15 protein-coding genes and 1 other annotated feature are annotated in these 10,015 nt (G+C 33.0%); of the genes, 13 read left to right on the forward strand and 2 right to left on the reverse strand.

Annotated features, from left to right (window positions below; genetic code table 11):
- Positions 1 to 66: 66 nt before the first annotated feature.
- Complete coding sequence (locus tag RWO76_RS08495; RefSeq protein ID WP_314355213.1) at positions 67 to 786, reverse strand: N-acetylmuramoyl-L-alanine amidase family protein; 720 nt, start codon at positions 784 to 786, stop codon at positions 67 to 69.
- 149 nt (positions 787 to 935) lie between these two features.
- Between RWO76_RS08495 and mgtE the strand changes: the two genes are divergently transcribed.
- Entirely contained in the window at positions 936 to 2,303 is a 1,368-nt protein-coding gene (gene mgtE, locus RWO76_RS08500) for a magnesium transporter (RefSeq protein ID WP_314355214.1), read from the forward strand.
- Between the two features lie 41 nt (positions 2,304 to 2,344).
- Here the strand turns inward: mgtE and RWO76_RS08505 are convergent, their stop codons facing one another.
- Complete coding sequence (locus tag RWO76_RS08505) at positions 2,345 to 2,965, reverse strand: DUF6287 domain-containing protein (RefSeq protein WP_314355216.1); 621 nt, start codon at positions 2,963 to 2,965, stop codon at positions 2,345 to 2,347.
- A 143-nt stretch (positions 2,966 to 3,108) separates the two neighbouring features.
- Positions 3,109 to 3,231: a sequence feature (ribosomal protein L20 leader region), on the forward strand.
- Between the two features lie 43 nt (positions 3,232 to 3,274).
- Here RWO76_RS08505 and infC point away from each other — a divergent pair.
- The 12 genes from infC to RWO76_RS08560 all read left to right on the forward strand — a co-directional run bounded on the left by infC (position 3,275) and on the right by RWO76_RS08560 (position 9,745).
- Positions 3,275 to 3,778 carry a translation initiation factor IF-3 gene (gene infC / locus RWO76_RS08510; RefSeq protein WP_006702953.1) on the forward strand — a complete coding sequence of 168 codons (504 nt, stop codon included), beginning with the start codon at positions 3,275 to 3,277 and terminating at the stop codon, positions 3,776 to 3,778.
- A gap of 22 nt (positions 3,779 to 3,800) precedes the next feature.
- A complete protein-coding gene (gene rpmI, locus RWO76_RS08515) occupies positions 3,801 to 4,001 on the forward strand; it encodes a 50S ribosomal protein L35 (RefSeq protein ID WP_005605917.1) in 201 nt (66 codons plus the stop codon).
- 69 nt (positions 4,002 to 4,070) lie between these two features.
- Complete coding sequence (gene rplT, locus RWO76_RS08520) at positions 4,071 to 4,430, forward strand: 50S ribosomal protein L20 (protein ID WP_006702952.1); 360 nt, start codon at positions 4,071 to 4,073, stop codon at positions 4,428 to 4,430.
- Positions 4,431 to 4,553: 123 nt separating this feature from the next.
- A complete protein-coding gene (rplM, locus tag RWO76_RS08525; RefSeq protein ID WP_006702951.1) occupies positions 4,554 to 4,997 on the forward strand; it encodes a 50S ribosomal protein L13 in 444 nt (147 codons plus the stop codon).
- Between the two features lie 13 nt (positions 4,998 to 5,010).
- Positions 5,011 to 5,403, forward strand: coding sequence for a 30S ribosomal protein S9 (gene rpsI, locus RWO76_RS08530; protein ID WP_006702950.1), 393 nt, complete (start codon positions 5,011 to 5,013; stop codon positions 5,401 to 5,403).
- 413 nt (positions 5,404 to 5,816) lie between these two features.
- Positions 5,817 to 6,257 (forward strand): hypothetical protein, encoded by a 441-nt coding sequence (locus RWO76_RS08535; protein WP_314355217.1) that lies wholly within the window; start codon positions 5,817 to 5,819, stop codon positions 6,255 to 6,257.
- Between the two features lie 11 nt (positions 6,258 to 6,268).
- Positions 6,269 to 6,742 (forward strand): SMI1/KNR4 family protein, encoded by a 474-nt coding sequence (locus RWO76_RS08540; protein WP_314355218.1) that lies wholly within the window; start codon positions 6,269 to 6,271, stop codon positions 6,740 to 6,742.
- Between the two features lie 465 nt (positions 6,743 to 7,207).
- Positions 7,208 to 7,609, forward strand: coding sequence for a hypothetical protein (locus tag RWO76_RS08545; protein ID WP_314355219.1), 402 nt, complete (start codon positions 7,208 to 7,210; stop codon positions 7,607 to 7,609).
- A 336-nt stretch (positions 7,610 to 7,945) separates the two neighbouring features.
- Positions 7,946 to 8,401, forward strand: coding sequence for an SMI1/KNR4 family protein (locus RWO76_RS08550; protein WP_314355220.1), 456 nt, complete (start codon positions 7,946 to 7,948; stop codon positions 8,399 to 8,401).
- Positions 8,402 to 8,478: 77 nt separating this feature from the next.
- Entirely contained in the window at positions 8,479 to 8,964 is a 486-nt protein-coding gene (locus RWO76_RS08555; protein ID WP_314355221.1) for an immunity protein YezG family protein, read from the forward strand.
- Positions 8,965 to 9,150: 186 nt separating this feature from the next.
- The gene (locus RWO76_RS08860; protein ID WP_399543245.1) at positions 9,151 to 9,258 is read left to right on the forward strand and encodes an HNH endonuclease; all 108 of its coding nucleotides are present in this window, start codon (positions 9,151 to 9,153) and stop codon (positions 9,256 to 9,258) included.
- 7 nt (positions 9,259 to 9,265) lie between these two features.
- The gene (locus RWO76_RS08560) at positions 9,266 to 9,745 is read left to right on the forward strand and encodes a DUF6985 domain-containing protein (RefSeq protein ID WP_314355222.1); all 480 of its coding nucleotides are present in this window, start codon (positions 9,266 to 9,268) and stop codon (positions 9,743 to 9,745) included.
- Positions 9,746 to 10,015: the final 270 nt, after the last annotated feature.

Here is a 10,015-nt window from a genome sequence, read left to right on the forward strand (position 1 = left end):
TGTTAAGTAATAATCACATTTCCAATTATTGTGAGCTTAACTTCAATCTTAAGTAAGGTAGAACCATTATTGATAAGTATGATCAATAATCCATTCATTTTTCGCCATGTATCCACCAGTTTTTAGGTAATAGTCGCCTTGCCAAGTATTGTGCGCATAACTTCCGTTTGAAGTAAGGTAGAAACGTGATTGATAAGTAGGGTCAAAAATCCATTCACTTTTTGCCATGTATCCACCAGATTTTAGGTAATAATTACCTTTCCAAGTATCGTGAGCATAACTTCCGCCTGGAGTCAGGTAGAACCATGATTGATAAGTAGGATCAAAAATCCATTCATTTTCTGCCATTTCACCAGAAGCTTTTAAATAATAACTATCTACCCATTCATTCTTTGCTAAACTTCCAGAAGCCTTTGCATAGTACCAATGTTGATTGATAAAAAGCCATTTGTTACTTGCCATTTTTCCATCATTATAGAAATAATAAGAATTCCAAAAAGTATTTTTTAACATAACTCCTTGTTCATTATAGTAATACCAATGATTGTCTACTTGTACCCATTGATTTTTTAAAGAATTTTCTTTTTTTTGAGTTGTTGTTTTGGTATTATTTTCTTTTTTTTGAGTTGAAACTTCTTTATTTTTCTCTTCTTTTTTAGTAGAGCGTTCTTTGTTTCCTTGTTCGGCTTGCTTAGGAGCGGTAGTAGATTCTTGAGCGAAAACTGGTGTTGAAGTGTATAAGCAAGTTCCAATTAGGAAAGATGATAAAATAATTTTCTTTTTCATAACATATCTCCTTATTAATTTATTTAATCACAGTGTAGCAAAAACAATCAATAAAATCTATAAAAATATAGACTTCAACTTGTCGAATGGGGATAAGAAAAGGTATAATCATTTTATGCAAAAAAATAATGATTAATAGAGGTGATTCGATGTCTGAAATGGCTTATGAATTTGATGAAATTTTAGAACAAATTCATCATACGTTAAAAACAGATGATAAGCAGCAATTTAAAGAAATCTTTTTAGAAAATCATACTTATGACCAAGCACAAATTTACTTGTCGTTAAGTGAGGAACAACGTCAATTGGTGTATCAATATCTGTCGCCAGAAGACATGGCACCTGTATTTGAAATTATTGAAGAAGATGTTGAAGATGTGGAAGAATATCTTCGAGAAATGGATGAGCGATATGCTGCAAGAATGTTGGCAGAAATGTATGCTGATAATGCAGTAGATATTTTGCAACAAGTACAAGAAGATGAAGTAAGAAAATATTTGCGCATGATGCCTCATAAAACTTCTAACGAAATTCGTAATTTATTAAATTATGAAGATGATACAGCTGGGGCGATGATGACAACAGAAATTATCGCTATTCATGAAAGTCAAACAGTTGGAAGTGCTATGACGACTGTAAAAAAAATGGCAGAAGAAGCAGAAACGATTTATTACGTCTATGTAGTAGATGAAGAGAATCGATTAAAAGGAGTCTTAACGCTTAAAGACTTAATTGTTCATAAAGAAGATGTGAAAATTAGTGAAATTATGGTAGATCGTGTTGTTTCTGTTGAAGTACAAGAAGCACAAGATGCCGTAGCAAAAATGATTCGAGACTATGACTTCTTAGCAATTCCAGTTGTTGATGAAGAAGAAAAACTAATTGGAATTATTACAGTCGATGATGCCATTGACGTTATCGATGAAGAAGCAACAAGTGATTACTCAGGTTTAGCAGGGGTAGACGTAGATGAACAATCTGTGAACCCATTTATTGCAGCCTCAAAACGTTTGCCATGGTTAATTAGTTTATTATTCTTAGGATTAACAACAGCAGCCTTATTAAGTCGTTATGAAGGAATTATCGGACAAGCAAGTGTACTTTCAATTTTCATTACATTAATTACAGGTACAGCAGGGAATGCGGGGACACAATCTTTAGCGGTAGCAGTTCGTAAGATTGGATTAAATGAAGATGAACCAGTTTTCGTCAAAACGATATTGTCAGAAGTTGCAACAGGGATTATTAGTGGGATTGCTACAGGATTGATTATTTTTATCGTAGTAGGTTTATGGCAAGCAAACTGGATTTTAGGTGGAATCATTGGAGTGTCAATGTTCTTTGCGATTACAGTAGCAACCATTGCCGGAAGTTTAATTCCATTATTAATTGACTCTATGGGGTTTGACCCTTCATTTGCGAGTGGTTTATTCATTACTACAGTCAGTGACTTAACGAGTGTATTTGTATATTTCACGATTGCAAGCATGTTTCTTGAGAAATTTTTAGGAAATTAACAAAAAATGGCTCCACCTCAAAAAGGGCGAGCCATTTTTAATTATTCAGAAACTTTGTAATACATTGCTTTTTTTAGTGCGTCTGAAGTTAGGGCAGATTGAGTACCGAATAAACGATCTTTTGATGTATCAGAAGTATCTTTATTTCCTTCAATAAGTCCATAAGTTACAACTTGATTTTTAGGAACAAATGTCATAATGGCACTTCCAACAGTTGGTTGATTTTCTAATGGAGTGAAAATCCAGTTTAACAACCCCTCTTGATATTGGGTTTGAGTTGGTTGTACTTTAAAAGTAGCTTCTTCAATAGAAACTGTTCCATTTTCATGGAAAGTTAATTCTTGACCATACTCATTTCTCCAAGTTCCTTTTATACTTGAAAGATTTCCTGTTTTAATTTCTTCTATATTCATTGAAGTTGGAGCAGTGTTCTTTTTAACAATCACTTTTTTAGCTTCTTGAGTAGTTGTTTCTTGTTTTGTTTCAGAAGCTGCTTTAGTGGAAGTTGGTTGTTCTTTAGTCGTTGATTCTTTAGTTGTTGAAGTAGTTGTAGAAGAAACAGTTGTTTTAGTCGTAGTTGTTTCGGAAGTTTTTGTTGATGGACTCTTACAAGCTGTTAAAATGAATAAACTTGATAATAAACATAAATACTGCTTTTTCATATAAATTCCTCCCTTTATGTACTATATTATAGAACAAATTTTATAAAAAAACGATGACCTTTAAAGAGATTTAAAAAAATCAAAATAATTTTGTAGAAAACTGTTGACAAGAGGAGAGGATTACTGTAAACTACAGAAGTTGAGAAAACAAGCAGAAGCATCCCGCTTCTCGCCTAAGTTGACTGAAGTCCTTGGGCCGATAGTAATGTTTATTTAATGAAGACATTGGCAGCGGGGATAGTTTGTTCTCGTTGCTTTTTTGCTTTTTTCTCTCAAAAATTTTGGAGGTGAACAATCATAGCAAAAGATATGATGGTCAATGATGGAATTCGAGCTCGTGAATTACGTGTTATTGACAATAATGGTGAACAAATTGGTGTTCAAACAAAAAACGATGCATTGCGTTTAGCAGAACAAGCTGGACTAGATTTAGTTTTAGTTTCGCCAAATGCAAAACCACCAGTTGCTCGAATTATGGATTATGGTAAGTATCGCTTTGAGCAACAAAAGAAAGAACGTGAAGCTCGTAAAAATCAAAAAGTCATCAATATCAAAGAAGTGCGTCTAAGCCCTACAATCGATGAAAACGACTTTAATACGAAATTGAAAGCTGCACAAAAGTTTCTTGAAAAAGGCGACAAAGTGAAAGCTACAATCCGCTTTAAAGGCCGCGCCATTACTCATAAAGAGATTGGACAAAAGGTTTTAGAACGTTTGGCAGAACAAGTTAGTGAACTTGCAACTGTCGAACAAAAGGCAAAAATGGACGGACGAAGCATGTTCTTGATGTTAGCGCCCAAAAATGACAAGTAAAAAGTAACAGGAGGAAAGTCTCATGCCAAAACAAAAAACACACCGTGGTTCAGCTAAACGTTTCAAACGTACAGGTGGTGGAGGATTAAAACGTTCACAAGCCTTCACAAGCCACCGTTTCCATGGTAAAACTAAGAAACAACGTCGTCACTTGCGTAAACAAACAATGGTTCACGCTACTGACATCAAACGTATTAAACAACAATTAAGTCAAATGCGTTAATTCAGCACGCAAAACTATTACATTTTCTAGACAGTCGCAAGAGACTGAAAGACCAAGGAGGAATTAATTATGCCACGTGTTAAAGGTGGAACAGTTACTCGTCGTCGTCGTAACCGTGTTTTAAAATTAGCTAAAGGTTACTACGGAGCGAAATCAAAATTATTTAAAACAGCTAAACAAGCAGTCATGAAATCATACATGTATGCTTACCGTGACCGTCGTCAAAAGAAACGTGACTTCCGTAAATTATGGATCGCACGTATCAATGCGGCAGCTCGCTTAAACGGATTAAGCTACAGCAAATTAATGCACGGCTTAAAATTAGCTGGTATCGAAATGAACCGCAAAATGTTAGCTGACTTAGCAGTTAACGATGCAGCAGCATTCACTGTTTTAGCTGAACAAGCTAAATCAGCATTAGCTAAATAATTATCTGAGAGATTATTTACATTTTGTAAAGGAATCACTCGATATTCCAATAAGATAAACCACCATTGAGCCCCGTTAAACTCAATGTGAAGAAATACCAAGAAGAATTTGGAGGAAATAATCGTGCGTACAACATTTATGGCAAAAGCTAGCACTACTGAACGTAACTGGGTTGTAATCGACGCTACTGATGTACCATTAGGACGTCTTTCAGCTGTTGCTGCAAGCATTTTACGTGGAAAAAACAAACCAACATTTACACCTAACGTTGACACAGGTGATTTCGTAATCATCATCAACGCTGATAAAGTTGCTTTAACAGGTAAAAAAGCATCTGATAAAGTTTACTATCACCACTCAAACCACCCAGGTGGATTGACTGCTCGTACAGCTGGTGAATTACGTGCAAACAACTCTCGTAAATTAGTTGAATTATCAATCAAAGGCATGTTACCTAAAAACTCTTTAGGACGTCGTCAATTTACTAAATTACATGTTTACGGTGGAGCTGAACATCCACATGCTGCACAACAACCAGTAGCAGTAGACATCCAATCACTAATTTAAGGAGGAAAAAGCATTGGCTCAAGCACAATACCGCGGCACTGGACGCCGTAAAAACTCAACTGCCCGTGTTATCTTAGTACCAGGGACAGGTAAAATTACTATTAACAAAAAATCAATCGAAGAATACATTCCATTTGCTTACTTACACGAAGTAATCAAACAACCTTTAAACATTACTGAAACAATCGGAACTTACGATGTATTAGTAAACGTTAATGGTGGTGGATTCACTGGTCAATCAGGAGCTATCCGTCATGGTATCGCTCGTGCATTATTAACAGTTGATCCTGATTTCCGTGGCGCTTTAAAAGCTGCTGGTTTATTAACTCGTGATCCTCGTATGAAAGAACGTAAAAAACCAGGTCTTAAAAAAGCTCGTAAAGCTTCACAATTCTCAAAACGTTAATATTTTATATATCAACATTTCAACACTCTGTGGATTTCCACAGGGTGTTTTTTGCGTTTAAGATGATAGAAATTGACTTTTCCTTGGGTAGCAATGGACGCCAGTAGCCTCGCAAAAGCGAGTCTCATTGCTAAAATTTGAGCCTTGGTCTCAAATTTTCCAGTACTAGAATCCGATGGGACGGCTTCTAGTACTCGTGCTACGGAGAAAAGTCATTTCTATTTTGACGGTTGTTTATGAGGGTGTTTAGGACAATTGACTTTTTCGAATGTAGCCTGGAGGCAAGCAGCTTTACTTTGCGAATCTCATTTCTATATTGTTATTTTTTATTGAGTAGTATAATATTTTTCCGTATAATGATGTTAAAATTACAAACATTTGTAGGATAAATCAGATATTAAAGAGGTGAAAAAATGACTTTTGAAGATAAATTTATGGAAGTTCAAGTTGGCATGATTTCGTTAGCAACGGAATATGTCCAAAATCAAGCAGAAAAAGTATATATCTATGCGATAGCGGATAGTTTGTATAGTTTTAAGCCATTTTATAAAATTAATGGTATTGTAATTGGAATGGAAAAAGTTAATGAAGTTGCGACAAAAAAAGTAGATGATTCAGATAATATGGCATTTGCTTTATTGAAATATGGAACTGAAGATATGAGGAAATTGCAAGATGTTTGCCAAGAATATAATCGTGAACATCCGACTGAGATGTGGTTGATTTATGATGCACAGAAAAATACCCTTAATAGTCGCTATAGCTATGAAGGGCGTTATGAGAAGGATGAAGAATTGCTTCCAAATTTAGAGTTTGAAAAATGGTTTGAGGAAGTAAAAAGTGAGGAACTGTAGGAGAATAAGATATGTATAAACAAGATCAATCAATTATTTATCCTTTGCCAACTGATGCGCTATTACAGGAAAGAGAAGTAGCGTGGAGAGTTAAACTGCCTGATGATTATAAGGAATTTATAAAGAGAAAAAATGGTTTTCGACCTTCTAAAAATTTATTTTCTTTAACAAATAGGTCCTTTTTGATTGAGCGATTCTTGTGTATATTAGAAAACACAAAAGACAATCCACTTGGCATGTATGACATTGATGTTGTAATGTCCCAACTGGATGAAAGATTGTTTGTCCATGAAGATATTTTGGGATTTGAGTTGATTCCCATAGTAGCATTGTATGGTGGAGATTTTCTTTGTCTAAACTATTTGGAGGATACTGAAAATCCGAGTATTTGTATTTGGTATCACGAAGAGTCCTACGAGTTAGAGCCAGCTATAGAGTTAGTAGCTATTAACTTTACAGAGTTTTTAGTTATGCTACAGGATTAGCTATGTAATGGATAATGATTTAACACGAAGCCGAATAAACGATTAAATGACTGCTTAACGTAGAAATTCTCAGATGAAAGGTTGATACAATGGTAGGATATGAAAAACATAAATTAATAGTAAATAGTAAAGTTATAAAATGTTTTGAATTTGAAATCTGAAATATAATTGAATATGGTGACGAATTTGTTGTTTTATTGGACATTCCTTTTGATAATGATATTGAAAAAATAACATTTTAAGGGTTGATGGTAGTGGAAATGTAGTTTGGACGATAAATAATAGTGGATACAGTAATAATAGTTATCCCTTTGAACAGATGACTTTGGGAGATGGGTGGCTTTATGCGACTGATTTTTATGCTAGAAGTTTAAAAGTCGATATAAAAACGGGAAAAATAGTTGATATGGCTATATCAAAATAATAGAAGTTTGAGAATTTCAGAAATATCTGGAGGGCTTATAAATGATTGAAGGTTACTTGCCTACAAGAGATAGTTTGGGGTATCAGAATGTCAAACAAGCTTTAGAGAAAATTTTTTCGATTGATCTTGATACAATTACGATTAATGAAGGAGATGATGAAAATTTTAATTTTCCGTTCACGTATAATGGTTATCATATGACAATAGGTATTTCATCAACCGGTAAAAATACGCAATTGGAAGCCGGAGAGGGTGGCTTATTTAACATTTGGTTCACTCAAACGGATAGACAGAGATTTTCAGTCACTTTTTTATCCAAGATTATTGATGATAAGAGTATAAGAAGAGTGTACGGTCGTGATAAAGAATCAGTCGAACGGACTTTGAATATATTGAAAAACTTTCTAAACTCAGATAAAGCGAAAGTTCTATTGAAGAATTGAATTAATGTCTAGATTTTATCACGGGATTTGAGAAGTTGACAGCAGTAAAATTCCATCAGAATGTATATATACTGACTGGGAAGGAAATATTATTAAATACATAGATGAATTTCCAGACTTTAAAATTGGAATCCCACCTCAAGTGAAAAAAATTTGTACTTGATAATGGTTTTGAAGGAAGAATCAAAGATTTCTCTATGGCTGGTGATGATGGATTAGGTAATACTTGGTATCATCATTAGGATAGTAAGACTCTCTAAGAGGTGGATAGTGCTATTCATAGACGTTTTACTCATAGAGGTGTCATCTCAATTCTGAAATTAGGAGGTAAATAAAATGGTATTAACTATAGACTCATTTGGGCATGCGGAAGAAAAAGATATCAACCTTATAGAAAAACGATTTGATATCAAACTTCCAGTGGACTACAAAGAATTTTTAGTTACACAAAATGGAGGAAGGAATTTATCCTATAAATTTGAAAATTCAATTAAGATTCATCAAATTGATGAAGTTATTAATATTGATACTATGTTTGGTATAAATACGGGAATTAAAAATGCTGATATAGAGCAGTGGACAGAAGAATATCGGAATGATATTTTTGAACATTCCATTATTATTGGTGACACTATTCAGCACGGATTTCTACTATTTTGGCAAAGTGATGATGAGAATGAAGGCCTATATTATTACGATGATACGTATCAATTAGAATCCTCAAATGATGAAAATAACGCCTATTTTTTAGCTAAGACATTTTCAGAATTTATGGGTTTGATACAGAACTAAGAGCATAATTGAGGGAATTATCTGAATAGATGTTCCCTTAAATTTTCATTAGAATTGAAGGGGAGTTACCAACGAAAATGACAGTTGAGAAGCAAATTCAAGATAAAATATATGAATTAATAAATAATGTTAATAAGACCATTCCTGTTGATTGGGATGAAATTTATATAAATTCTGAAATGTCGGAAACTGGTGGGAATGTATATTTTTTCTTCAAAGTAGCAGATAACGATAATTTATTTTATAGTTTATTAATTCCTGATGATTTCAAAGTTGATGAGAAGACTTTTGAAAAAATGGATTATCAGAATTATGTTTTAGCAAGAGAACTATGGAATATTTTTGAAAATAATCATATTGAGGTATGGAAAAATGCAAGTTTTATTTATAAAAATAATAAACTTAGCAGCCATTTTGACTATGTTGATTGGAATGCTTCACAATTTGGACCAACTGATCGTATGAACTATTTCAGGTATAAATACATGAAAGTTGCACCAAAAGATAATATTCAAGAACAACTTTTTCAAGAAATGGAAAAGTATCAAAGCAAATTTTTATAAAATGTTCAAGGTTAGAAAAAATTAGTCATATTTATTAAGTTTTTTTCAAAAGTAATCGATTTAAAATTAATATACAGATACTGGTATAATTGAGAAATAAGTTCCTGGAAAGTATTTGAATCAGTAAAGAAAAGAGATTACAAAACTTCGGAAACAAGGGAAGCTCACTTGGATGAATTAAATGATATGGAAACAATGCAATTAGTTCCATCTGTTGTTAATAGTAAATTTGAACATCTAGGTGGGATAGCTGAAGTTAAAAAAACTATTTGTTTTATAGAAAGAAAGGTTTAAAAAAACAATGCAAATAAATCATAAAACTTTTGGTAAAATAAAATTCAATTACGGTTGGACAAAAGATATTTCTCTAGATATTTTCAATAAGCACCATATTTTGGAAATCAATATTGATGCGGATGAAGATGCTGAATTTGAAACTAATCAGGAAAAAGCTTATAGATTTTTCAATAATCACTTAGATGAAATAGTAAAAGAGGCAGATTCGGCAATTATATCATATTACAATTGTGAAATATCAGATATTGTTTCAAGTTACACGAATAATAACGAAAAGAAATATTTTTTAGATATCATTGGAGATAAAGATAAAATTTATTCTTTGTTGCAAGCTAAACAAATCATGTTTCCTTTAACATTTGATGAAAATATTGAAGAGTTTGGTTTTTTATGTGAGTGTGATTGGGATAAAGAAAATGGCATAGGAATAAAATTTGTTAATGGCGAATTGTCTGAAATTGGTTATCAGGATATACTCCTATAAGTATATATTTTCTTATAATTATTTGTAGTTTTGAAGTTAATTATAAGATTGATGGTGAACCAAAATCTGAAATAATAAAAAGTATAAATAGAAGGAGACGAAAGATGAATAAATTCGAAGATAAATTTATGGAAGTTCAAGTTGGCATGATTTCGTTAGCAATGGAGTATGTCCAAAATCAAGCAGAAAAAGTATATATCTATGCGATAGCGGACAGTTTGTATAGTTTTAAGCCATTTTATAAAATTAATGGTATTGTAATTGGAATGG

The sequence above is a fragment of the uncultured Granulicatella sp. genome (assembly GCF_963521425.1).
In the GTDB taxonomy this organism is placed as follows: Bacteria; Bacillota; Bacilli; order Lactobacillales; family Aerococcaceae; genus Granulicatella.

Bases quoted from the DNA above. Each gene is read 5' to 3' on its own strand.
- RWO76_RS08555 (WP_314355221.1), top strand. From the start codon at position 8,479: ATGACAGTTGAGAAGCAAATTCAAGATAAAATATATGAATTAATAAAT.
- RWO76_RS08540 (WP_314355218.1), top strand. From the start codon at position 6,269: ATGTATAAACAAGATCAATCAATTATTTATCCTTTGCCAACTGATGCG.
- RWO76_RS08550 (WP_314355220.1), top strand. From the start codon at position 7,946: ATGGTATTAACTATAGACTCATTTGGGCATGCGGAAGAAAAAGATATC.
- rplT (WP_006702952.1), top strand. From the start codon at position 4,071: ATGCCACGTGTTAAAGGTGGAACAGTTACTCGTCGTCGTCGTAACCGT.
- RWO76_RS08545 (WP_314355219.1), top strand. From the start codon at position 7,208: ATGATTGAAGGTTACTTGCCTACAAGAGATAGTTTGGGGTATCAGAAT.
- rpmI (WP_005605917.1), top strand. From the start codon at position 3,801: ATGCCAAAACAAAAAACACACCGTGGTTCAGCTAAACGTTTCAAACGT.
- RWO76_RS08505 (WP_314355216.1), bottom strand. From the start codon at position 2,965: ATGAAAAAGCAGTATTTATGTTTATTATCAAGTTTATTCATTTTAACA.
- infC (WP_006702953.1), top strand. From the start codon at position 3,275: ATGATGGTCAATGATGGAATTCGAGCTCGTGAATTACGTGTTATTGAC.
- mgtE (WP_314355214.1), top strand. From the start codon at position 936: ATGTCTGAAATGGCTTATGAATTTGATGAAATTTTAGAACAAATTCAT.
- RWO76_RS08560 (WP_314355222.1), top strand. From the start codon at position 9,266: ATGCAAATAAATCATAAAACTTTTGGTAAAATAAAATTCAATTACGGT.
- RWO76_RS08860 (WP_399543245.1), top strand. From the start codon at position 9,151: ATGGAAACAATGCAATTAGTTCCATCTGTTGTTAATAGTAAATTTGAA.
- RWO76_RS08535 (WP_314355217.1), top strand. From the start codon at position 5,817: ATGACTTTTGAAGATAAATTTATGGAAGTTCAAGTTGGCATGATTTCG.
- RWO76_RS08495 (WP_314355213.1), bottom strand. From the start codon at position 786: ATGAAAAAGAAAATTATTTTATCATCTTTCCTAATTGGAACTTGCTTA.